Below are 23,122 nucleotides of genomic sequence, written 5' to 3'. Positions count from 1 at the left end.
TGGGCGCACACAAAAAAGGGCGACCGAAGTCGCCCTTTTTCTATGGTCTGACAGAACTTAGTTCTGTTTTTCCATTTGTGCACGCAACAGGTCGCCCAGAGTGGTAGGACCAGCAGCGATGTCAGCAGCAGGCTTGTCTTTCAAGCTCTGGATTGCTTCTTTCTCTTCAGCATCGTCTTTCGACTTGATGGAGAGCTGGATTACACGGCTCTTGCGGTCAACGCTGATGATCTTGGCTTCTACTTCCTGGCCTTCTTTCAGAACGTTGCGCGCGTCTTCAACGCGGTCACGGCTGATTTCGGAGGCTTTCAGAGTCGCTTCGATATCGTCGGCCAGAGTGATGATGGCGCCTTTAGCGTCAACTTCTTTCACGATGCCTTTAACGATTGCGCCTTTGTCGTTCTCTTGAACGTACTCGGAGAACGGATCGCTTTCCAGTTGCTTGATACCCAGGGAGATACGCTCGCGCTCTGGGTCAACCGACAGGATAACGGTGTCCAGCTCGTCGCCCTTCTTGAAGCGGCGAACGGCTTCTTCGCCCACTTCGTTCCAGGAGATGTCGGACAGGTGAACCAGACCGTCGATGCCGCCGTCCAGACCAATGAAGATACCGAAATCGGTGATCGACTTGATGGTGCCGGAGATTTTATCGCCCTTGTTGAACTGGCCAGAGAAATCTTCCCATGGGTTAGATTTGCACTGCTTGATGCCGAGGGAGATACGACGACGCTCTTCGTCGATGTCCAGAACCATAACTTCCACTTCGTCGCCGACTTGTACGACTTTCGAAGGGTGGATGTTCTTGTTGGTCCAGTCCATTTCGGAAACGTGTACCAGGCCTTCAACGCCTTCTTCCAGCTCAGCGAAGCAGCCGTAGTCGGTGAGGTTGGTTACACGAGCGGTAACGCGAGTGCTTTCTGGGTAACGGGCTTTGATAGCAACCCATGGATCTTCGCCCAGTTGCTTGAGGCCCAGGGAAACACGATTGCGTTCGCGATCGTACTTCAGAACCTTGACATCGATCTCGTCGCCAACGTTGACGATTTCGGAAGGATGCTTGATACGTTTCCAAGCCATGTCGGTAATGTGCAGCAGGCCATCGACGCCACCCAGATCGACGAATGCGCCGTAATCGGTGAGGTTTTTGACGATACCTTTGACTTGTTGGCCTTCCTGCAGGGATTCCAGCAGAGCTTCACGCTCAGCGGAGTTCTCGGCTTCGAGGACGCTACGACGGGAAACGACAACGTTGTTGCGTTTCTGGTCAAGCTTGATGACCTTGAATTCCAGCTCTTTGCCTTCCAGGTGCGTGGTGTCGCGCACAGGACGGACGTCAACCAGAGAACCTGGCAGGAACGCACGGATGCCGTTAACGTCGACTGTGAAGCCGCCTTTAACCTTACCGTTGATAACGCCCTTGACCACTTCTTCGGCTGCGAAGGCTGCTTCCAGAACAATCCAGCATTCAGCGCGCTTGGCTTTTTCACGGGACAGCTTGGTTTCACCAAAGCCGTCTTCAACCGAGTCCAGAGCAACGTGAACTTCGTCACCGACGTTGATAGTCAGTTCGCCAGCGTCGTTGTAGAACTGCTCAAGCGGGATGAGTGCTTCAGACTTCAGGCCAGCGTGAACGGTTACCCAGCGAGCTTGGTAATCGATATCAACGATAACACCGGTGATGATGGAGCCTGCCTGAAGGTTCAGGGTTTTTAGGCTTTCTTCAAAGAGTTCCGCAAAGCTTTCGCTCATTTTAATTCCTGTTGAATAAGGGCGAAGGATACGCCCATCTCCACGTCCCAGACGACGTGGGTTATGTTCATTAGAAGAAACACCGCAAGACTATGACTGGTCCCCTACGGAGTTTCTTGGTCACCCGGCGATATCGCGAATGGCGATCTCGCTCATGATGCGTTCCAGCACCTGATCGATGGATAATTCCGTGGAATCCAGCTGTATGGCGTCAGCCGCCGGTTTGAGCGGGGCTACCGCTCGCTGGGTGTCACGCTCATCGCGGACACGTATCTCATCTAGCAGACTCGACAGACTAACACCATCGACTTTGCCCTTCAACTGCAAGTATCGACGGCGCGCACGCTCCTCGGCACTGGCAGTGAGGAATATCTTCAGCGGTGCATCGGGGAAAACCACCGTGCCCATGTCGCGACCATCGGCCACCAGACCCGGAGCCTCCTGAAACGCCCGCTGGCGCTGGAGCAGCGCATCACGCACCGCCGGCAGCGCAGCGACCTGGGAAGCCCAGGCGCCGACTTGTTCGTTGCGCAAATCATCAGTGACATCGTCACCTTCGAGAATGATCCGCTGCGGATGACCTTCGGTCGCGCCGACGAACTGCACGTCCAGATGAGCGGCCAACAGCTTCAGCGATTCTTCATTGGTCAGATCGACGCCATGATTACGCGCGGCGAATGCCAGCAGTCGGTACAGCGCACCGGAATCGAGCAGGCACCAGCCCAGGCGCTTGGCCAGAATCCCGGCAATAGTGCCTTTGCCCGAACCGCTAGGCCCGTCGATGGTGATGACCGGTGGCTTGATAATCACGACTGAGCCTCTTGTGCAACACGGATACCGACCTGCGCGCACAGCGCGAGGAAATTCGGGAACGACGTCGCGACGTTGGCGCAATCATGGATGCGGATCGGTGCAGTGGCGCGCAGCGAAGCCACGCTGAAGGCCATGGCAATCCGGTGATCGCCGTGTCCGTGCACTTCGCCGCCGCCGATCTGGCCGCCGTCGATGATGATGCCGTCCGGGGTCGGCTCGCACTTGACGCCAAGCGCCAGCAAACCATCCGCCATGACCTGAATCCGGTCCGACTCTTTAACCCGCAGCTCTTCGGCGCCGCGCAGGATGGTGCGCCCTTCGGCACAGGCGGCGGCCACGAACAGCACCGGGAATTCGTCGATGGCCAGTGGAACCAGCGCTTCGGGAATCTCGATACCTTTGAGTTTAGCTGCACGTACGCGCAGATCCGCAACCGGCTCACCGCCGACTTCACGCTGGTTTTCCAGGGTAATGTCAGCGCCCATCAGACGCAGGATGTCGATCACACCGGTACGGGTCGGGTTGATGCCGACGTGCTCAAGCACCAGTTCCGAACCTTCGGCGATCGATGCGGCCACCAGAAAGAACGCCGACGACGAGATGTCGCCCGGCACTTCAATGTGGGTCGCGGTCAGCTTGTGGCCGGATTCGACCGACGCGGTCGCACCGTTGACGGTGACCGGGTAGCCGAAGCCACGCAGCATGCGCTCGGTGTGGTCGCGGGTTGGGGCCGGCTCGGTGACGGTGGTTTTGCCTTCGGCGTACAAACCCGCCAGCAGCAGGCAGGATTTAACCTGGGCACTGGCCATCGGCATGGTGTAGGTCAGGCCTTTGAGCTTGTTGCCGCCGCGAATGGTCATCGGCGGACGACCTTCAGCAGCGGTCTCGATCACAGCGCCCATTTCACGCAGCGGATTGGCCACGCGATTCATCGGACGCTTGGACAGCGAAGCATCGCCCGTCAGCGTGCTGTCGAAGTTCTGCGCAGCCAACAGGCCAGACAGCAGACGCATCGACGTGCCGGAGTTGCCCAGATAGATCGGGCCCGGCGCAGGCTTCAAGCCATGCAGGCCGACGCCGTGAATGGTCACGCGACCGTGGTGCGGACCTTCGATCACGACACCCATGTCGCGGAAGGCTTGCAAGGTTGCCAGGGCGTCTTCGCCCTCGAGGAAACCTTCCACTTCGGTGACGCCTTCAGCCAGGGAGCCGAGCATGATCGAACGGTGGGAAATCGATTTGTCGCCCGGTACACGAATCCGCCCAGTCAGGCGGCCACCAGGTTGTGCCAGGAAAATCAGGTCGTTGGAATTCATAGCGTCCACATAAGCCCGGCGGGCCAGGATTTTACTGAAATGTTCGCGGGCAACCCGGGCGCGAGTGAACACGCCCAACAATTGGTGCCCATCCCCTGCATCGACCGCGTCGCGCAAGGCGTCGAGGTCGCTGCGAAATGTATCGAGTGTGCGCAGGACAGCTTCGCGGTTGGCGAGGAAGATGTCGTGCCACATGACCGGGTCGCTACCCGCGATTCTTGTGAAATCGCGGAAACCGCCGGCAGCGTAACGGAAGATCTCAAGGTTTTCATTGCGCTTGGCCAACGAATCGACCAAACCGAACGCCAACAAGTGCGGCAAATGGCTGGTCGCCGCCAACACTTCGTCGTGACGCTCGACCTGCATGTGCTCGACATCGGCGCCCAGTTCGCGCCATAAACGGTCGACCACTGCCAGGGCTGCCGGATCAGTCTGATCCAGCGGCGTCAGAATCACTTTATGGCGACGGAACAGCTCTGAGTTAGAGGCTTCCACCCCGCTCTGCTCGGAACCGGCAATCGGATGCCCCGGCACGAAACGCGACGGCATGCCGCCAAACGCTTCGGTTGCCGCACGCACTACATTGCCTTTGGCGCTGCCGACGTCGGTCAGAATCGCTTGCCCCAGGTCCATGCGGGCCAAGCGGCCGAGCATTTTTTCCATGGCGAGGATCGGTACGGCCAGCTGAATCACGTCGGCGCCCTGGCAAGCAGCGGCCAGGTCTTCTTCGCAGCGATCCACCACACCCAACTCAACCGCCAGTTTGCGCGACTGCGGGTCGAGATCGACCCCGACCACTTCGCGGCACAGGCCGCTTTCACGCAAACCCTTGGCAAACGAACCGCCGATCAACCCCAGGCCGACCACCACCAGGCGACCGATCATAGGTTCAGCAGATTGCAGTGCAGTGACATCAACCACGAGCCAGAACCTTGGTCAGCGCTTCGAGGAAGCGGCTATTTTCCGCCGGCAGACCGATGGTGATGCGTAAGTGGTTCGGCATTCCGTAATTGGCCACCGGACGCACGATTACGCCTTCGCGCAGCAAACCCTGGAAGACCGGAGCCGCAACACGACCCAGATCGACACAGATGAAGTTGCCCTTGGACGGAATCCAGCTCAACCCCAGCTCACGAAAACCCGCTTCCAGCTGCTGCATGCCGGATTCGTTCAGTCGACGGCTTTCGGCCAGATACTCGGCGTCTTGCAGCGCAGCGCACGCAGCGGCCAGGGCCAGGCTGTTGACGTTAAACGGCTGACGCACGCGGTTCAGCACATCCGCAACCACCGCCGTGGACAAGCCATAGCCGACCCGCAACGCCGCCAGACCGTAAGCCTTGGAGAACGTGCGCGAAACCAGCAGGTTCGGGTAAGCCGCGAGGAAGTCCAGGCCATCCGGCAAGTCGCTGCCTTCGGCGTATTCGATGTAGGCCTCGTCCAGCACCACCAGCACGTGTTCCGGTACGTCCTGCAGGAATTCGTCCAGCGCTTCGGCGCCGAACCAGGTCCCGGTCGGGTTGTTCGGGTTGGCGATGAACACCACACGGGTATCGGCATCGATCGCGGCCAGCATGGCCGGCAGATCATGGCCCCAGTCTTTGGCCGGGATCACTTTGGCCGTAGCGCCGACGGCTTGCGTGACGATCGGATAGACCGCAAACGCGTGTTCGCTGAACACCGCATTCAGGCCCGGCGCCAGATAGGCACGGGCGACCAGCTCCAGAATGTCGTTGGAACCGTTGCCCAGCGTCACCTGATTGAGCTCGACGCGGCACTGTTCGGCCAGCAGGGTCTTGAGCGCAAAACCGTTGCCGTCTGGATAACGGGTCAGCTCGGCCAATTCTTCGCGAATCGCCGCCAGCGCCTTGGGACTGGCGCCCAACGGGTTTTCGTTGCTGGCCAGCTTGACGATGCTGGCCGGATCGATGTTCAGCTCGCGCGCCAGTTCGTCCACGGGCTTGCCCGGAACGTAAGGCGAAAGTTGTTGCACGCCCGGCTGTGCCAGAGCGAGGAAGTCACCACTCATTTGCTACCGCCCTTAGAGAACTGCTTTCGGGTAGGAACCCAGCACTTTGAGTGCCACTGCTTCCTGACTGATCTTTTCCAGCACACCCTTGATCAACGGATCACGGTGGTGGCCGACGAAGTCGATGAAGAACACGTAGGTCCATTTACCGCTGCGCGACGGACGCGTCTCGATTCGCGTCAGGTCGATGCCGTTGTCGTGGAACGGCACCAGCAACTCGTGAAGCGCGCCGGGCTTGTTGCTCATGGAGACGATGATCGACGTCTTGTCGTCGCCGGTCGGCGGCACTTCCTGGCTGCCGATCATCAGGAATCGCGTGGAGTTGTCCGGGCGATCCTCGATTTTCTCGGCCAGACGGGTCAGCCCGTACAAGCCTGCGGCCATGTCGCCGGCAATTGCCGCCGAGTTCCACTCACCCTTGACCCGTTTGGCCGCTTCGGCGTTGCTGGAAACCGCCACGCGCTCGACATTCGGGTAATGCGCGTCCAGCCATTTGCGGCACTGGGCCAAGGACTGAGCATGGGAATAGATACGGCTGATGCTGTCGGTCTTGGTGTTTTCACCGACCAACAGGTGGTGGTGAATCCGCAGCTCGACTTCGCCACAGATCACCATGTCGTGTTCGAGGAAGCTGTCGAGGGTGTGGTTGACCGCGCCTTCGGTGGAGTTTTCCACCGGGACCACGCCAAAGTTCACCGCACCGGCCGCCACTTCACGGAACACTTCGTCGATCGCTGCCATCGGCTTGCTGATCACGGCGTGGCCGAAGTGTTTCATGGCGGCGGCTTGGGTGAAGGTGCCTTCAGGGCCGAGGTACGCCACTTTCAACGGCTGCTCGAGAGCCAGGCACGAGGACATGATTTCGCGGAACAGCCGCGCCATCTCTTCGTTGCCCAGCGGCCCCTTGTTGCGCTCCATAACACGCTTGAGCACCTGAGCCTCACGCTCAGGACGATAGAACACCGGCACTTCGCCTTCGGCCAGCGAGGCCATCTTTACTCGCGCAACTTCCTGGGCGCAGCGTGCGCGCTCACTGATCAGCTCCAGGACTTTCTCGTCCAGGGCATCAATGCGCAGGCGCAGTGCCTTGAGTTCTTGCTCAGACATTAGCCGTGTTCCTTCTCGAACTCTGCCATGTACGAAATCAGTGCGTTGACCGCAACGATGTCGACGGCGTTATAGATGGAGGCGCGCATGCCACCCACGGAACGGTGACCCTTGAGGTTCAACAGGCCACGCTCTTCGGCACCGACCAGGAATGGCTTGTCGAGACGGTCGTCAGCCAAACGGAACGGCACGTTCATCCACGAGCGATCCGACTTGTTGATCGGGTTGCTGTACAAGCCGCTGGCGTCGATGAAGTCGTACAGCGTGCGCTGTTTCACTTCGTTGAGCTTGCCGATGGCTTCAACACCACCCTGCTCTTTCAGCCACTCGAATACCAGACCCGAGAGGTACCAGGCCAGGGTTGGCGGGGTGTTGTACATCGAGCCGTTGTCGGCCGCGACCTTGTAGTTGAGCATGGTCGGGCACAGGGAACGGGCGTGACCCAACAGGTCTTCGCGAACGATGTTGACGACGATGCCGCTCGGGCCGATGTTCTTCTGGGCGCCGGCGTAGATCATGCCGAAGCGCGAGACATCGATTGGACGCGAGAGAATGTCGGAAGACATGTCGGCGACCAGCGGGACATCACCGGTTTCCGGGACCCAGTTGAATTCCAGGCCGCCGATGGTTTCGTTCGGCGCGTAGTGAACGTAGGCCGCATCTGCAGACAGCTTCCATTCGTTCTGACCGGGAATAGCGAAATAGTCGTAAGGCTTGGCGGTAGCGGCAACATTGACGTTTCCGTAGCGCGAAGCTTCTTCGATGGCTTTCTGCGACCAGATACCGGTGTCGATATAGTCGGCCGTGCCGCTTTCCGGCAACAGGTTCAGAGGAATCTGAGCAAATTGCTGGCTGGCGCCACCTTGCAGAAACAGCACTTTATAGTTCGAGGGGATATTCAGCAGATCACGCAGATCCTGCTCGGCCTTGGTGGCGATGGACACGAACTCATCGCTGCGATGGCTCATTTCCATGACCGACAGGCCTTTGCCGTGCCAATCAAGGAGCTCACCCTGGGCGCGCTGCAGGACAGCTTCGGGAAGTGCCGCAGGACCGGCACAGAAGTTATAGGCTCTCTTGCTCACATCCAATCTCGCTCTGATTTGGTGGTAATCACGCAATAAATCACAACATCAATCGACACAGGGGTCCCTGCCAAAGCACAGCTTTTGTAGGAGTGAGCCTGCTCGCGATGCAGGCGCCGCGGTATGTCTGAAACTTCGCGGTGATGCGATCGCGAGCAGGCTCACTCCTACAGAGATCTCCATCAGTGTCGATATTTTCATACAGGACAAACAACAAGGGGGCGAATTCTCATCCGCCCCCCGTTTGTCCGCTTATTCCTGCGGTTCTTCGTCAGCGGCGGCGTCGAGTTGCTGATCTTCAACAACGTCGTCGATCACGACTTCGCCGTCGAACACTGCACCCTCTTCACCTTCTTCCAGCTCTTCACCTTCGACTTCCGACGGCTCCTGAACCCGCTCCAGACCTACCAGCGTTTCATCACTGGCCAGCTTGATGAGGGTCACGCCCTGGGTGTTACGACCCAGACTGGAGACTTCGTCGACACGGGTACGAACCAAAGTGCCCTGGTCGGAAATCAGCATGATTTCCTCGCCATCGAGCACCTGGACTGCACCGACCAGACGGCCGTTACGGTCGTTGCTGACCATGGCGATAACGCCCTGACCGCCACGCTTGTACTCAGGGAACTCAGTGATCGCCGTGCGCTTGCCGAAACCACGGGCCGAAGCGGTCAGGATCTGGCTGCCTTCTTCCGGGATCAGCATGGAAATCAGCTTCTGGCCTTCCGGCAGACGCATACCGCGGACACCGCGAGCGGTACGACCCATGGCGCGAACGTCGGTTTCCTTGAAGCGAGTGACCTTGCCGCCGTCGGAGAACAGCATGACTTCGCGTTCGCCATCGGTAATGGCGGCAGAAATCAGTACGTCACCTTCGTCCAGCTCCAGCGCGATCAGACCGACGCTGCGTTGACGGCTGAAGGATTCCAGCGGGGTCTTCTTCACGGTGCCTTTGGCAGTGGCCATGAAGATGAAGTGACCTTCGGTGTATTCGTCGACCGGCAGCATGGTGGTGATGTATTCATCACTGTCCAGCGGCAGCAGGTTGACCAGCGGACGACCACGGGCAGCGCGGGAGGCTTCCGGGATTTCGTAGGTTTTCAGCCAGTACACTTTGCCTTTGCTGGAGAACAGCAGCAGCGTGGTGTGGCTGTTGGCGACCAGCAGGTGAGCGATGTAGTCCTCATCCTTGACGCCGGTAGCCGATTTGCCTTTACCGCCACGACGCTGAGCCTGGTACGCAGCCAATGGCTGGGTCTTGGCGTAGCCACCATGGGAAATGGTTACGACGCGCTCTTCTTCCGGGATCATGTCACCCAGGGTCAGGTCGAGACGGGCATCGAGAATCTCGGTGCGGCGCACGTCGCCGTATTCGGCGCGGATCACTTCCAGCTCTTCGCGGATCACTTCCATCAGGCGCGTGGCGCTGCTGAGGATGCGGATCAGCTCGCCGATCTGGTTGAGGATCTCTTGATACTCGGCCAGCAGCTTTTCGTGCTCCAGACCGGTCAGACGGTGCAGACGCAGTTCCAGAATGGCTTGCGCCTGTTCTGGCGACAGGAAGTACTTGCCTTCGCGCAGACCGTATTGCGGATCCAGGGTCTCTGGACGGCACGAATCGGCACCGGCACGCTCAACCATCGCGACCACGGCAGAAGATTCCCACGCAGTCTTGATCAGCGCTTCCTTGGCTTCCGACGGCGTTGGCGAGGCTTTGATCAGGGCGATGACCGGGTCGATGTTCGACAGGGCAACCGCTTGGCCTTCCAGAATGTGACCACGTTCGCGGGCTTTACGCAGTTCGAACACGGTACGGCGGGTAACGACTTCGCGACGGTGACGAACGAAGGCTTCCAGCAGGTCCTTGAGGTTCAGGATCCGCGGACGGCCGTCGATCAGCGCGACGATGTTGATACCGAACACTGCTTGCAGCTGGGTCTGGGCGTAGAGGTTGTTGAGAATCACCTCAGGCACTTCGCCGCGACGCAATTCGATCACGACGCGCATACCGTCCTTGTCGGACTCGTCGCGCAGTTCGGTGATGCCTTCGAGCTTCTTCTCTTTTACCAGCTCGGCGATCTTCTCGATCAGACGGGCCTTGTTCAGCTGGTAAGGGAGTTCGGTGATGACGATCTGCTGACGGCCACCGACCTTGTCGATGTCTTCGATCATCGAGCGGGCGCGCATGTAAATGCGGCCACGACCGGTGCGATAGGCTTCAATGATGCCGGCGCGACCGTTGATGATCGCGGCAGTCGGGAAGTCCGGACCGGGGATGTATTGCATCAGCTCATCGATGGTCAACTCAGGGTTGTCGATGAGTGCCAGGCAACCGTCGATGACTTCACCGAGGTTGTGCGGCGGGATGTTGGTCGCCATGCCCACGGCGATACCGCTGGAGCCGTTGACCAACAGGTTGGGAATACGGGTCGGCATGACCGCCGGGATCATTTCGGTGCCGTCGTAGTTCGGCACCCAGTCCACGGTTTCTTTGTGCAGGTCAGCCAGCAGCTCGTGCGCCAGCTTGGTCATGCGCACTTCGGTGTATCGCATGGCCGCGGCGTTGTCGCCGTCCACGGAACCGAAGTTGCCCTGACCGTCTACCAGCAGGTAACGCAGCGAGAATGGCTGCGCCATCCGAACGATGGTGTCGTACACCGCGGTATCACCGTGAGGGTGATACTTACCGATCACGTCACCGACAACACGGGCAGATTTCTTGTACGGCTTGTTGAAGTCGTTGCCCAGCTCGCTCATCGCGAACAGCACACGCCGGTGCACGGGCTTCAAGCCATCGCGCGCATCCGGCAGTGCCCGCCCGACAATTACGCTCATCGCGTAGTCGAGGTAGGACTGCTTCAGCTCGTCTTCGATATTGACCGGGAGGATTTCTTTGGCCAGTTCGCCCATGAGAAGCCTGATTCCTTTTTCTGGTGAAACTTCGTCACATCCATATGGGACGAACGAAGCTCGCCGCTGCAGGCTGAGTGCCATGCACCGACTTACGACAAATCAACGAGTTATGCCATGGATCTGCGCAGTAAAGGCAGCCACATCGGGCTACCTTGGAAACCGCCGGATGTTATCACAAGAGCCGCCACGCACCTATCCCCCTGATGCGCATGGAGCATAGTTAGTTGACCGGTGACAGGCTTGAAGGGGACGAGAGAGGCTTAGAGAGTAGTCGAATGAGGATTTCAGGCTGATTTGTTGACTTTGCGGGCCCTATCGCGAGCAAGCTCGCTCCCACACTTGACCGTGTCTAACTGAAGAACTCGGTCAAATGTGGGAGCGAGCTTGCTCGCGATAGCAATTTATACGACAACACAAAGCGTCAATGCAGACGCTTACGGCACATCAACTGCGCCATTTTCGCGGTGTCCGGGCGCTCGACGATGCCTTTTTCGGTGACGATCGCATCGATCAGGTCAGCCGGGGTCACGTCGAATACCGGGTTAAACGCATCGACATCCGCCCCGAGCCGCTTGCCGCCGACTTCCAGCAACTCGCGACCATCGCGCTCTTCAATCGGAATGTCATCACCACTGGCTAGGTTCATGTCGATGGTCGAACTCGGCGCCACCACCATGAAGCGCACGCCGTGGTGCATGGCGTTCACCGCCAGTTGATAGGTGCCGATCTTGTTGGCCACGTCGCCATTGGCGGTGATCCGGTCAGCGCCGACGATCACCCAGGTAATGCCCTTGGTTTTCATGATATGGGCAGCGGCGGAGTCGGCATTGAGCGTGACGGGAATGCCTTCGTTGGCCAGTTCCCACGCGGTCAGCCGCGAACCTTGCAGCCATGGACGGGTTTCGTCGGCATAGACGCGCTCGACCATGCCTTCAATGAAAGCGCCACGAATCACGCCGAGCGCCGTGCCAAAGCCACCGGTGGCCAGTGCGCCAGTGTTGCAGTGGGTCAGAATCGCCTGGGCGTTACCCTGGTGCTTGCGGATCAGGTCCACACCCAGTTGCGCCATGGTCAGGTTGGCTTCGCGATCACTCTCGTGAATGGCGATAGCCTCTGCTTCCAGCACCGGCAGCGGATCGGCGTGATGTTTCAGACGCTCAAGCCGGTCGCGCATGCGGCCCAAGGCCCAGAACAGGTTGACCGCGGTCGGACGGGAGTCGGCCAGCAGCGCGAAATCCTCTTCCAGCGCCGCCTGCCAGTCACCGCCTTCGGCAAACCGTGCACGGGCCGCCAGCACAACACCATAAGCGGCAGTGATACCAATCGCCGGCGCGCCGCGCACTACCATCGAACGAATGGCCTCAGCCACGCCAGCAGCGCTGGTGTAGGCGATCCAGGTTTCTTCGAACGGCAAAATACGCTGATCCAGCAGGTAAAGGGCGTCATCACGCCAATCGATGGCCTTCACCTTCTCTGCAGCCAACAGTCGATCGCGCATCCGTCACCCCGTACTCATGAACAAAAGCCGTCGATTATAGCGATCCCCCTGCGAAGACGCTCGGGTATACTTCGCCATCCTTTACAAAAGCTCTGGAACCGATTCTCGATGCCGAACACTGCCGCTGCGCTCGACTTGCTATTGCTGCCGACCTGGCTGGTACCCGTCGAACCCGCTGGCGTTGTCCTCAAAGAGCACGCCCTGGGCATCCGCGACGGACGCATCGTATTCATCGGCCCACGCTCGGCAGCGCTGAAGCTTAACGCAACCGAAGTCCGCGAATTGCCGGACATGTTGCTCTGCCCTGGTTTGATCAATGCCCACGGGCATGCGGCGATGACGCTGTTCCGTGGCCTGGCCGATGATCTGCCCCTGATGACCTGGCTGGAAAACCACATCTGGCCGGCCGAAGCCAAGTGGGTCGATGAAGCTTTTGTACGTGACGGCACTGACCTGGCGATCGCCGAGCAGATAAAAGGTGGCATCACCTGTTTCTCTGACATGTATTTCTTCCCGAAGGTTGCCAGCGAGCGCGTCCATAACAGCGGCATTCGCGCGCAAATCGCGATTCCGATCCTCGACTTCCCGATTCCAGGCGCCAGCACAGCGGACGAAGCCATTCGTCAGGGCGTCGAATTATTTGGCGATCTCAAGCACCACGAGCGCATCAAAGTCACCTTCGGCCCCCACGCACCCTACACCGTGGGCGACGAGAACCTGGAGAAAATCCGGGTGATCGCCGAAGAACTGGACGCCTCGATCCACATGCACGTGCATGAAACGGCTTATGAAGTGCAGCAGTCCGTCGAGCAGCGCGGCGAACGCCCGTTGGCCCGCCTCGGTCGCCTGGGCTTGCTGGGGCCGCGCTTCCAGGCCGTCCACATGACTCAGATCAGCGAAGAAGACCTGGTGTTGCTGGTAGAAAGCAACACCAGCGTGATTCATTGCCCGGAATCCAACCTGAAGCTGGCCAGCGGGTTCTGCCCGGTGGAGCGCTTGTGGCAGGCTGGCGTCAATGTGGCGGTCGGCACCGATGGTGCGGCCAGCAATAATGATCTGGACCTGCTCGGCGAAACCCGCACCGCCGCCTTGCTGGCCAAAGCCGTCGCCGGCTCGGCCACTGCCCTGGATGCCCATCGCGCCTTGCGCATGGCCACGCTCAATGGCGCCCGCGCGCTGGGCATTGAATCCGAAGTGGGATCGCTGGAAGTCGGCAAAGCGGCAGACATCGTCGCGTTCGACCTCTCCGGCCTGGCGCAGCAACCGGTCTACGACCCGGTTTCGCAACTTATATACGCCACTGGCCGTGATTGCGTGACACACCTTTGGGTCGCCGGCAAGCAATTGCTCGACGACCGTCGCCTGACTCGCCTGGATGAACAACAGCTGTGCGCCACCGCCAAGGCCTGGGGCGAGCGCATCAGCGGCCATACCGAATCGTAAGCCCCCTGGACTTACCACCGGGGCAACAGGATTTTTCAAGTTTTAGAGGACTTAACCATGAGCAACGTCGACTACGCCGAAATCGCCAAATTCGAAGCCCTGGCCCATCGCTGGTGGGACCGCGAAAGCGAGTTCAAACCGCTGCACGACATCAACCCGCTGCGGGTCAACTGGATTGACGAGCGGGTCAACCTGGCCGGCAAGAAAGTCCTCGACGTCGGTTGCGGCGGCGGCATCCTCAGCGAAGCCATGGCCCAGCGCGGCGCTACCGTCATGGGTATCGACATGGGCGAAGCGCCGCTGGCGGTCGCGCAACTGCATCAACTGGAATCCGGCGTGAGCGTCGAATACCGGCAGATCACCGCCGAAGCCCTGGCAGAAGAAATGCCTGAACAGTTCGACGTGGTCACGTGCCTGGAAATGCTCGAGCACGTGCCGGATCCATCCTCGGTGATCCGCGCCTGCTTCCGCATGGTGAAACCCGGTGGCCAGGTGTTCTTTTCCACCATCAACCGCAACCCGAAGGCGTACCTGTTCGCCATCGTCGGCGCGGAATACATCATGAAGCTGCTGCCGCGCGGCACCCACGATTTCAAGAAGTTCATCCGCCCGTCCGAGCTGGGTGCCTGGAGCCGCATGGCCGGCCTGACCGTCAAGGACATCATCGGCCTGACCTACAACCCGCTGACCAAACACTACAAGCTGGCCTCCGACGTGGACGTCAACTACATGATCCAGACCCTGCGCGAGGAGTAAGCCGATGCGTATCAGAGCAGTTCTTTTCGACATGGACGGCACCCTGCTCGACACCGCGCCGGACTTCATTGCGATCTGTCAGGCGATGCGCGCCGATCGTGGCTTGCCGCCAATGAACGACAAACACATTCGCGACGAGATCTCCGGCGGCGCCAAGGCGATGGTCGCCGTGACCTTCTCCATGGACCCGGAATCACCGGGTTTCGAGGAGTTACGCCTGGAGTTTCTGGAGCGTTACCTCGCCGGTTGCGCGGTTCATAGCAAACTCTTCGACGGCATGGGCGAACTGCTGGCCGACATCGAAAAGGCCAACCTGATCTGGGGCGTGGTCACCAACAAGCCGCTGCGGTTCGCCGAACCGATCATGCAGCAGCTTGGCCTGGCCGAGCGCTCGGCGCTGTTGATCTGCCCGGACCATGTGAAGAACAGCAAACCGGACCCCGAGCCGTTGATCCTGGCATGCAAGATGCTCGACCTGGACCCGGCCAGCGTGTTGTTCGTGGGTGATGACCTGCGCGATATCGAATCCGGTCGCGATGCCGGTACCAAAACGGCCGCCGTGACCTATGGCTACATTCATCCAGACGATAACCCGCGGCATTGGGGGGCGGATGTGGTGGTCGATCATCCGCTGGAGTTGCGCAAGGTGCTGGATAGCGCCTTGTGTGGCTGCTGACCTGACTGGCTGCCGGATGCTTTTGTGGCGAGGGGGCTTGCCCCCGCTCGGCTGCGAAGCAGTCGTAAAAACCTGTAAGTAAGGTGTGACTGGCGAAATGCCGAGGAGCGCTTCGCACTCCAACGGGGGCAAGCCCCCTCGCCACAAAAGCCCTCTCGCCACAGGTTCGGTGCCGGCCTTATTGTTGAATTGTTGTGAGGTTTTTTATGTTTGATTATTCCGCCCGTCCAGAATTACTCAAGGACCGGGTCATCCTGGTCACCGGTGCTGGCCGTGGCATCGGCGCCGCCGCTGCGAAAACCTTTGCCGCGCACGGCGCCAACGTGCTGCTGCTGGGCAAGACCGAAGCCAACCTGACTCAGGTCTACGACGAAATCGAAGCCGCCGGCCACCCACAACCGGCCGTGATCCCGTTCAACCTGGAAACCGCCCTGCCCCATCAATACGATGAGCTGGCAGCGATGATCGAAACCGAATTCGGCCATCTCGACGGTTTGTTGCACAACGCGTCGATCATTGGCCCGCGTACGCCGATCGAGCAGCTGTCCGGCGAAAACTTCATGCGTGTCATGCACGTCAACGTCAACGCCATGTTCATGCTCACCAGCACCCTGTTGCCGCTGCTCAAGCTGTCCCAGGACGCCTCGGTGGTGTTCACCTCCAGCAGCGTCGGCCGCAAGGGTCGTGCGTATTGGGGCGCTTATGGCGTGTCCAAGTTCGCCACCGAAGGCTTGATGCAAACGCTGGCCGATGAAGTCGACACCGTGGCCCCCGTGCGTTCCAACAGCATTAACCCGGGCGCCACCCGCACCAGCATGCGCGCCCAGGCTTACCCGGGTGAAAACCCGCTGAACAACCCGACGCCCGAGGAGATCATGCCGGTCTACCTCTACCTGATGGGTCCAGACAGCACCGGCATCAACGGCCAGGCGTTCAACGCTCAGTAACGCCCGCGCGTCGCTTTTGTGCCGTGACGGCTTCTCGTCGCGGCATTCAAAGTGCGTCGTAACTACACCGACGGCAAGTCAAACAACTGTCACCACTTTTGGAAAAAATTTTTAACCAATCTTCAACACATTGATTTATAACGTTTTTTATTCGAATGAACTGATGGCACGACTTTCGCTCTAAATTTGCTCAGACACGCAGTGTGAAAGCAAACGGGCGGACGCCTGAGCCGATGAGTTACTCATCTTCGGCAAAGCGGACTAAACTTGCGCCAGACGTCCTACGGGACTGATGGATCAGTATGACGCGCAGCCCAAAGCCGCTCTCACCCAGCCTGTAAGACAGCCTTACTGCTTAGGGGCGCACGCCATATGAAATCACCTTCCCAGACCAACGCAATTGACTTCGATGTTGCCAAATTGCAACGCCTGGGCTTTGGTCAGCAGGTTCCCCTTCGGGAGAGACCTGTCAACCTTGCGCAGCTGCGCCAGAAGTTGAGCCTGCAGCTACAAACCAGTCTCGAGCCGCAACGCATTCTTGGGCTCTTTTTCCGTGAGATTCAGCGACTTGTACCGCTCGACGCCTTGATCTACCAGCACAAGGTCAGCGATTTGCGCCTGGAGTTCGGCCTGCGCGGCCATCACTCGATCAGCTACAACCTCAGCCATGAAGGCGAGCACCTGGGTGAACTGGTATTCCGCCGCAATCAGCGCTTCAGTGAGCAGGAACAAAGCAACATCGAGTCGCTGCTGTCCGCATTGATGTATCCGATGCGCAATGCCCTGCTCTATCGCGCCGCGACCCAAAGCGCCTTGCGCGATCCGCTCACGGACACCGGCAACCGCATCGCCATGGATCAGACCCTGCAACGGGAAGTCGAGATGTCGCGTCGGCATCTGCAACCCTTGTCGCTGCTGATGCTGGACATCGATCACTTCAAACGCATCAACGACAACCACGGGCACAGCGCCGGCGATGACGTGCTCAAGGCCGTTGCAGCCTCGATCAAAATCCAGTTGCGTAATGTGGACATGGTCTTCCGCTTTGGTGGCGAAGAATTCATGATCCTGCTTTCCAACACGACTCGTGAGGCGGCAGCCATGATCGGCGAACGGCTACGACTTGCGGTGCAAACAGAGGAATATTCGGCCGATGGCCATGCGATCGAGCTGACGGTCAGCCTTGGCTGCTCGACGTTATTGCCCGGCGAGTCTGCCGACAGCCTGTTGCGACGGGCCGACAGTGCGTTGTATGTGGCCAAGCGCGAGGGGCGTAACCGGTTGGCGATGGCGGGTTGAACGCCCGGAGCGGGCACGCTTGGTTAGCGGCCCGCGGCGAAAGGAGTTAGCGCACGGCGCCGCGCAATTCCCCCACCATCCCTTGCAACCGGGCTGGCTCTGCCGCCTCAACCGACACCGCAGGCCCTGCCACCAGTGTCACCCGTGACCACAACCGGCGAAACACACCCTTTTGCGGATCGCGGCTGAAGAAACTCCCCCACAACCCCTGCAATGCCAACGGAATCACCGGCACCGGCGTCTCTTCGAGAATCCGCGTCAGCCCGCCCTTGAACTCGTTGATCTCGCCATCGGCGGTCAATTTGCCCTCAGGGAAGATGCACACCAACTCGCCGTCCTTCAGATACTGAGCAATGCGCGTGAAGGCTTTTTCGTAGATCTGAATGTCTTCCTGACGCCCCGCGATCGGAATCGTCCCGGCCGTGCGGAAGATAAAGTTCAGCACTGGCAAGTTGTAGATCTTGTAATACATCACAAAGCGAATCGGCCGACGCACCGCGCCGCCAATCAGCAAGGCGTCAACGAAGGACACGTGATTGCACACCAGCAACGCCGCGCCTTCATCGGGAATCAGCTGCAGATTGCGATGCTCCACGCGGTACATCGAATGGCTGAGCAGCCAGATCATGAAGCGCATGCTGAACTCGGGGACGATGCTGAAGATGTAGGCGTTGACGCCGATGTTCAGCAGCGACACCACCAGGAACAGCTGCGGGATCGACAGCTTGACCATGCTCAGCAAGACGATCGAGACAATCGCCGAGACCACCATAAACAGCGCGTTGAGAATATTGTTGGCGGCAATCACCCGCGCCCGCTCGTTCTCGGGGGTACGTGACTGAATCAGCGCGTACAGCGGCACAATGTAGAAACCGCCGAACACCCCCAGCCCCAGAATGTCGATCAACACCAGCCAGGCGTGGCCAAAACCCAAGACTTCGATCCAGCCATGGCCTGTAACGCTGTCCGGAATTCCACCGGAATGCCACCACAGCAGCAAACCAAACACGGTCAGACCGAAAGAGCCGAACGGCACCAGACCGATCTCGACTTTGCGACCGGACAGTTTCTCGCAAAGCATCGAACCGAGTGCGATACCGACCGAGAACACGGTAAGAATCAGCGTCACCACGGTTTCGTCGCCGTGCATCCACTCCTTGGCATAGGCCGGGATCTGCGTCAGATAAATCGCCCCGACAAACCAGAACCACGAGTTGCCGACAATCGAGCGTGAAACCGCAGGGGTCTGCCCCAAGCCCAGCTTCAACGTGGCCCAGGACTGGCTGAAAATATTCCAGTCCAGACGCATTTCCGGGGAGGCGGCCGCGGCCCTTGGAATGCTGCGACTGGCCAGGTAGCCGAGCACCGCAACACCAATAATCGCCGTGGAGACGATCAGCGCGTAATGACTGGACGACATCATGATCCCGGCACCGATGGTCCCGGCGAGGATCGCCAGGAAGGTGCCCATTTCCACCAGGCCGTTGCCCCCCACCAACTCTTCGTCACGCAAGGCCTGGGGCAGGATCGAGTATTTCACCGGCCCGAACAGCGCCGAGTGCGTGCCCATGGCAAACAGCGCCACCAGCATCAGCGACAGGTGATCGAACATGAATCCGACCGCGCCCACCGCCATGATGGCGATTTCCCCAAGCTTGATCAGACGAATCAACGCGTCCTTGGCGTACTTTTCCCCGAACTGCCCGGCCAGCGCCGAGAACAGGAAGAACGGCAGGATGAACAGCAGCGCACACAGGTTGACCCAGATCGAGCGATCACCGTCGATGGTCAACTTGTAGAGAATGGCGAGGATCAGCGACTGCTTGAAGATGTTGTCGTTGAACGCCCCGAGCGATTGCGTGACGAAGAACGGCAGGAAGCGCCGGGTGCGAAGCAAGGTGAACTGTGAGGGGTGACTCATCTTCCGTGTGTCCCTGATCTTGGGGTAGAGAGTGGCGTGGATGCAGTTATTGGAATACCCAACGACGATCCAGGCCACACATTACCTAAAACTTGCAGGTTATTTCTTTAATCCTGCAATGCATGGCGAGACAAACAACTCGCCCCGCCAGGCGCCCTGCACTGTCCGTCTGGCGACGATCAGCCACATCACCGCCAGCAACACCACCAGCACACAACCAAAGGCGCTGAAAAATGTCAGGTTCAAGGTGCTGGCCAGTTTCAACGTCGCCAGGGAATAGACGCCCAACGGGAAGGTGAAGCCCCACCAGCCGAGGTTGAAAGGAATACCGACGCGCAGGTAACGCAGGGTGATGAGCACCGCGATCAGCATCCACCACAGACCAAAGCCCCACAGGGTGATCCCGGCAACCAATCCCAGTCCTGCGGCGATTTCACCGATGCCCGGCAGGCCGTTGGCAGCGAAGATCGCCGGAGCGTCGGCGCCCAACAGCAACATACCCAGCGCCCCGGTGCCGATCGGGCCGAGCGCCAGCCAGCTGGAGGCGGCCATGTTTTCGTGGGGCAATTTATGCAGCGCCATGCGCAGCAACAGAATGGTCAGAATGCTGAACGCCACCGGTAGGGAAAAGGCCCAGAGCACGTAGCTGGTCACCAGCACCACCAGTTGCGAATGGGCATCGGCCAGATGCGGCGCCAGCAAGCCACCACTGGCGGCCGCCACTTCTGCCGCCACCACCGGCAACAACCATACGGCGGTCATCTGGTCGATGCTGTGCTCCTGACGGGTGAACATCAGGTAGGGAATCAGCACGCCGCACGCCAGAGACATCGCCACATCCAGCCACCACAGCACCTCGGCGACATCAATCACGCCCTCGCCCCAACGCGGCAGACCGAACACCAGAAAACCATTGATGATGGTCGCCAGGCCCATGGGGATGGTGCCAAAAAACATCGAAACCGTGGAGTGGCCAAAAATCCGCCGCGCCTCATCGAAAAACAGCGTCCAACGCGCCGCGTACAGCGCAGTGAACAAAACGAACAGCCCGATATTGAACAGCCAAAGGGCTTCGGCAATCGCGTGTAAACCGGCATTTGCGCCAGGCAGCTGCGCCAGCGCCAACGCCAGCACACCGGTGCCCATGGTGGCGGCGAACCAGTTCGGCGTGAACTGGCGGATGACTTCACGCGGATGCTGCAAATGACTGAAAGGTTTGAAACCGGCTGGGGCGGTGTTGGGGCATGTCATGGTGAACTCCTGTCCTCTGTTGAGGTGGAGCCCATGGTAGATCTGAATCGAATATCGATATAACGGGTAATATCTCTAACTGTTATCTGTTTTGCAGATATAGCGTCAGACGCTGCCTTCAGTCTCGATCACCAGGATTCTCGCCACACCCTGCGGATGGGCAACGTGTTCGGTACCGACGTCGGCATAGAAGATATCGCCTACACCCAACATCACCTCTTTCTCCTGTCCTTCTTCGCGATAACGCATCTGCACGACGCCATCCAGCACCACGAACACTTCTTGCCCATCATTGATGTGCCATTTATAGGGCTGATCGGTCCAGTGCAAACGCGTGGTGATGCCGTTCATGTTGGCGATATCCAAAGCGCCCCAGGCAAGGTCAGCGGTGAAGGATTTGCTGCGAATGATGTTCATGCGTCGGTCCGTCGAAAGGGATGGCGGTGCCAAGGCTAGCGGTCATCGAACATCGACGCCACAGACTTTCATGGACTGCTGACGCATTAACGCGAACAAAGCGCCGGCCGAGAGAATAATCAGTACCGCACCGTAACCATCGGTGGTAGCCACCAGCCCGAAGGTCCTGGTCAAGTTCCCGGCCAGCAACGACGGCAAGCAGAACGCCAGATAACTGAGCACGTAGTAAGCCGACATCAACCCTGCCCGTTCATGGGGCAAGGCCAGCGGCACGACGCTGCGCAACGCACCGAGAAAACCGGCGCCGAAACCGCATCCGGCCACCAGTGTGCCGACGAAAAACAGCGTAAGGCTGGCGCCGTGCACCGCCGTCAGAACCAGCGCGACGCCGACGGGCAGCAGACTGCCGCCCAATCGCAAAACCTTGTCGGCCGGCCGATCGCGCAGGGTGTAGATCATCAACGCGCCGGTCACCGTCAACACAGCCACCGTCGCACCGCCAATCAGATTTGAGGTCGATCCCGTGGCCGTGCGTACCAGCGACGGTGCCAACGAGGCGTAAAAACCACCGAGTGCCCACACCGCGATGTTGATCGGCAGCACCAGCCACAACGCCCGCCGCGCCTGAATCGGCACATGCAGTGTCGGACGCAGCGAAGCCCAGGCTCCCGGTTGGGAGCTGACGCTTTCCGGCAAGCGCCAGACGTACAGCGCTTGCATCACAAACAGCGCGAACAGCACCCAATAGGTCAACTGCAACGGCAGTGGTGCGAACTCAGCCAACAAGCCGCAGCCCATGGCGCCCGACGCCATGCCCAGCAACGGCGCAACACTGTTGACCAGCGACCCTTGCTGGCGATCGGTGTCCAACAGCGCCGCACTCAGTACGGCAGTGGCCATCCCCGTAGCAAAACCCTGAAGCACTCGTGCGCTGATCAACCAGGTGACACTGTCTGCGTTGATAAACAACAGCATCGCCAGCATGTTCAACATCACAGCGGTGAAGATCACCGGTTTGCGCCCCAGGTAATCCGAGAGCGAACCGACCGTGAGCAATGCCGCCAGCAAACTGATGGCGTACACGCCGAAAATCAGGGTCAGGGTCGCTGCCGAGAATTGCAGGTGCTCTTGGTACAAGTGATACAACGGCGTCGGCGCCGTGGACGCCGCAAGAAAACTGAGTAAGGTGATTGCCAGGAACCACAGGCTTGAACGATTTGACGTTGAACTGGACATGAGCACTCCGCAAAAGCTAATTTTTTGCTTTTGCGGAGTGTGCGACTGGCTGACGCTTAAAGCAAATTCTTTGTGTTAAGGTCCGATGCATGGCAATTAAAGAAGGTTTACGCCCGGGCGGCCGCAGTGCCCGGGTGCAAGAGTCGGTTCATTCGGCAGTCCGCGATCTCCTCGAAGAGCAGGACCGCGCCACCGTGACCGTCCCGCAAATCGCTGCGCGCGCTGGCGTCACGCCGTCGACCATCTACCGGCGCTGGGGCGATTTGTCGGTGTTGTTGGCGGACGTCGCCCTCGCCCGCATGCGCCCCGAGAGCGAGCCGGCCAATACCGGCAGCCTGCGCGGTGACGTGCGCGCCTGGGCCGAGCAGTATCTGGACGAGATGAGTTCCGAGCCCGGCCGCAACATCTTGCGCGACGTGCAATGCAGCACCACACCGGCCCTTTGCGCGACGATCATTGGCGGGCAGCTGCAGACGATTCTGGATCGTTACCCCGATCAGCCGAAGCCGAACGTTGATCGGCTGATCAACATGGTGGCGGCGCCCACGGTGTTTCGTATCCTGTTTTCAGTGGCGCCGTTAGAGGTTGAGGAGTTGCATCGGTTGATCGAGATTGCGCTGAGTCAGTGATACCGCCATCGTCGGAACTCCGCCCGGAGCAAGCTCGCTC

General features: G+C 59.4%; 18 protein-coding genes. 6 read left to right on the top strand and 12 right to left on the bottom strand.

The genetic code is table 11. From position 1 onward, the window contains the following. Positions 1-57 precede the first annotated feature (57 nt). The 8 genes from rpsA to mtnA all read right to left on the bottom strand — a co-directional run bounded on the left by rpsA (position 58) and on the right by mtnA (position 12,507). Entirely contained in the window at positions 58-1,749 is a 1,692-nt protein-coding gene (gene rpsA, locus VD17_RS07545; RefSeq protein WP_033055812.1) for a 30S ribosomal protein S1, read from the bottom strand. A 120-nt stretch (positions 1,750-1,869) separates the two neighbouring features. Continuing rightward, positions 1,870-2,559 carry a (d)CMP kinase gene (gene cmk, locus VD17_RS07540; RefSeq protein ID WP_008148720.1) on the bottom strand — a complete coding sequence of 230 codons (690 nt, stop codon included), beginning with the start codon at positions 2,557-2,559 and terminating at the stop codon, positions 1,870-1,872. Next, entirely contained in the window at positions 2,556-4,763 is a 2,208-nt protein-coding gene (locus VD17_RS07535; protein ID WP_046053309.1) for a bifunctional prephenate dehydrogenase/3-phosphoshikimate 1-carboxyvinyltransferase, read from the bottom strand. The genes cmk and VD17_RS07535 overlap by 4 nt, the downstream gene beginning before the upstream one ends. A gap of 28 nt (positions 4,764-4,791) precedes the next feature. After that, complete coding sequence (hisC, locus tag VD17_RS07530; RefSeq protein WP_046053306.1) at positions 4,792-5,904, bottom strand: histidinol-phosphate transaminase; 1,113 nt, start codon at positions 5,902-5,904, stop codon at positions 4,792-4,794. Between the two features lie 12 nt (positions 5,905-5,916). Further along, entirely contained in the window at positions 5,917-7,011 is a 1,095-nt protein-coding gene (gene pheA, locus VD17_RS07525; RefSeq protein WP_033055815.1) for a prephenate dehydratase, read from the bottom strand. Further along, entirely contained in the window at positions 7,011-8,096 is a 1,086-nt protein-coding gene (serC, locus tag VD17_RS07520; protein ID WP_046053305.1) for a 3-phosphoserine/phosphohydroxythreonine transaminase, read from the bottom strand. Before serC ends, pheA begins: the two co-directional genes overlap by 1 nt. A 252-nt stretch (positions 8,097-8,348) precedes the next feature. Continuing rightward, positions 8,349-11,006: a DNA gyrase subunit A gene (gene gyrA, locus VD17_RS07515; protein ID WP_008148713.1), complete on the bottom strand. Its 2,658-nt coding sequence runs from the start codon at positions 11,004-11,006 to the stop codon at positions 8,349-8,351. A 424-nt stretch (positions 11,007-11,430) separates the two neighbouring features. Next, positions 11,431-12,507: an S-methyl-5-thioribose-1-phosphate isomerase gene (mtnA, locus tag VD17_RS07510; protein WP_046053304.1), complete on the bottom strand. Its 1,077-nt coding sequence runs from the start codon at positions 12,505-12,507 to the stop codon at positions 11,431-11,433. A gap of 108 nt (positions 12,508-12,615) precedes the next feature. On the opposite strand from mtnA, the gene VD17_RS07505 reads away from it, so the two are divergent. The 5 genes from VD17_RS07505 to VD17_RS07485 all read left to right on the top strand — a co-directional run bounded on the left by VD17_RS07505 (position 12,616) and on the right by VD17_RS07485 (position 17,628). Next, on the top strand, positions 12,616-13,950 hold the full coding sequence (locus VD17_RS07505) for a TRZ/ATZ family hydrolase (RefSeq protein ID WP_046053303.1): 1,335 nt from the start codon (positions 12,616-12,618) through the stop codon (positions 13,948-13,950). 57 nt (positions 13,951-14,007) lie between these two features. Then, positions 14,008-14,706, top strand: a complete 699-nt coding sequence (gene ubiG / locus VD17_RS07500; protein WP_033055822.1) for a bifunctional 2-polyprenyl-6-hydroxyphenol methylase/3-demethylubiquinol 3-O-methyltransferase UbiG — start codon at positions 14,008-14,010, stop codon at positions 14,704-14,706. Between the two features lie 4 nt (positions 14,707-14,710). Next, positions 14,711-15,382 (top strand): N-acetylmuramic acid 6-phosphate phosphatase MupP, encoded by a 672-nt coding sequence (gene mupP / locus VD17_RS07495; RefSeq protein WP_033055824.1) that lies wholly within the window; start codon positions 14,711-14,713, stop codon positions 15,380-15,382. Between the two features lie 206 nt (positions 15,383-15,588). Continuing rightward, entirely contained in the window at positions 15,589-16,329 is a 741-nt protein-coding gene (locus tag VD17_RS07490) for a YciK family oxidoreductase (RefSeq protein WP_046053302.1), read from the top strand. Between the two features lie 372 nt (positions 16,330-16,701). Beyond that, the gene (locus VD17_RS07485; protein ID WP_046053301.1) at positions 16,702-17,628 is read left to right on the top strand and encodes a GGDEF domain-containing protein; all 927 of its coding nucleotides are present in this window, start codon (positions 16,702-16,704) and stop codon (positions 17,626-17,628) included. A 46-nt stretch (positions 17,629-17,674) separates the two neighbouring features. On the opposite strand, the gene VD17_RS07480 is transcribed toward VD17_RS07485, so the two are convergent. From VD17_RS07480 to VD17_RS07465, 4 genes are all read right to left on the bottom strand, one after another. Next, positions 17,675-19,549, bottom strand: a complete 1,875-nt coding sequence (locus VD17_RS07480; protein WP_046053300.1) for an MFS transporter — start codon at positions 19,547-19,549, stop codon at positions 17,675-17,677. Positions 19,550-19,648: 99 nt separating this feature from the next. Beyond that, a complete protein-coding gene (locus tag VD17_RS07475; protein WP_046053299.1) occupies positions 19,649-20,800 on the bottom strand; it encodes a TDT family transporter in 1,152 nt (383 codons plus the stop codon). 105 nt (positions 20,801-20,905) lie between these two features. Next, a complete protein-coding gene (locus tag VD17_RS07470) occupies positions 20,906-21,217 on the bottom strand; it encodes a cupin domain-containing protein (RefSeq protein WP_046053298.1) in 312 nt (103 codons plus the stop codon). A 42-nt stretch (positions 21,218-21,259) separates the two neighbouring features. After that, entirely contained in the window at positions 21,260-22,453 is a 1,194-nt protein-coding gene (locus VD17_RS07465; protein WP_046053297.1) for an MFS transporter, read from the bottom strand. An 89-nt stretch (positions 22,454-22,542) separates the two neighbouring features. Here VD17_RS07465 and VD17_RS07460 point away from each other — a divergent pair, with 89 nt between their 5' ends. Next, positions 22,543-23,082, top strand: coding sequence for a TetR/AcrR family transcriptional regulator (locus tag VD17_RS07460; protein WP_046053296.1), 540 nt, complete (start codon positions 22,543-22,545; stop codon positions 23,080-23,082). The last annotated feature ends 40 nt before the right edge of the window (positions 23,083-23,122 follow it).

Origin of the sequence: Pseudomonas fluorescens, from assembly GCF_000968015.1 — a bacterium.
Classification (GTDB): domain Bacteria; phylum Pseudomonadota; class Gammaproteobacteria; order Pseudomonadales; family Pseudomonadaceae; genus Aquipseudomonas; species Aquipseudomonas fluorescens_W.
Note: the sequence above shows the minus strand (reverse complement) of the source record. Positions and strands in the feature narration are given on the sequence as shown.

Excerpts from the sequence above, each read along its gene's own strand:
- rpsA (WP_033055812.1), bottom strand. The coding sequence starts at position 1,749 with ATGAGCGAAAGCTTTGCGGAACTCTTTGAAGAAAGCCTAAAAACCCTG.
- VD17_RS07535 (WP_046053309.1), bottom strand. The coding sequence starts at position 4,763 with ATGATCGGTCGCCTGGTGGTGGTCGGCCTGGGGTTGATCGGCGGTTCG.
- hisC (WP_046053306.1), bottom strand. The coding sequence starts at position 5,904 with ATGAGTGGTGACTTCCTCGCTCTGGCACAGCCGGGCGTGCAACAACTT.
- pheA (WP_033055815.1), bottom strand. The coding sequence starts at position 7,011 with ATGTCTGAGCAAGAACTCAAGGCACTGCGCCTGCGCATTGATGCCCTG.
- gyrA (WP_008148713.1), bottom strand. The coding sequence starts at position 11,006 with ATGGGCGAACTGGCCAAAGAAATCCTCCCGGTCAATATCGAAGACGAG.
- mtnA (WP_046053304.1), bottom strand. The coding sequence starts at position 12,507 with ATGCGCGATCGACTGTTGGCTGCAGAGAAGGTGAAGGCCATCGATTGG.
- VD17_RS07505 (WP_046053303.1), top strand. The coding sequence starts at position 12,616 with ATGCCGAACACTGCCGCTGCGCTCGACTTGCTATTGCTGCCGACCTGG.
- ubiG (WP_033055822.1), top strand. The coding sequence starts at position 14,008 with ATGAGCAACGTCGACTACGCCGAAATCGCCAAATTCGAAGCCCTGGCC.
- mupP (WP_033055824.1), top strand. The coding sequence starts at position 14,711 with ATGCGTATCAGAGCAGTTCTTTTCGACATGGACGGCACCCTGCTCGAC.
- VD17_RS07490 (WP_046053302.1), top strand. The coding sequence starts at position 15,589 with ATGTTTGATTATTCCGCCCGTCCAGAATTACTCAAGGACCGGGTCATC.
- VD17_RS07485 (WP_046053301.1), top strand. The coding sequence starts at position 16,702 with ATGAAATCACCTTCCCAGACCAACGCAATTGACTTCGATGTTGCCAAA.
- VD17_RS07480 (WP_046053300.1), bottom strand. The coding sequence starts at position 19,549 with ATGAGTCACCCCTCACAGTTCACCTTGCTTCGCACCCGGCGCTTCCTG.
- VD17_RS07475 (WP_046053299.1), bottom strand. The coding sequence starts at position 20,800 with ATGACATGCCCCAACACCGCCCCAGCCGGTTTCAAACCTTTCAGTCAT.
- VD17_RS07470 (WP_046053298.1), bottom strand. The coding sequence starts at position 21,217 with ATGAACATCATTCGCAGCAAATCCTTCACCGCTGACCTTGCCTGGGGC.
- VD17_RS07465 (WP_046053297.1), bottom strand. The coding sequence starts at position 22,453 with ATGTCCAGTTCAACGTCAAATCGTTCAAGCCTGTGGTTCCTGGCAATC.
- VD17_RS07460 (WP_046053296.1), top strand. The coding sequence starts at position 22,543 with ATGGCAATTAAAGAAGGTTTACGCCCGGGCGGCCGCAGTGCCCGGGTG.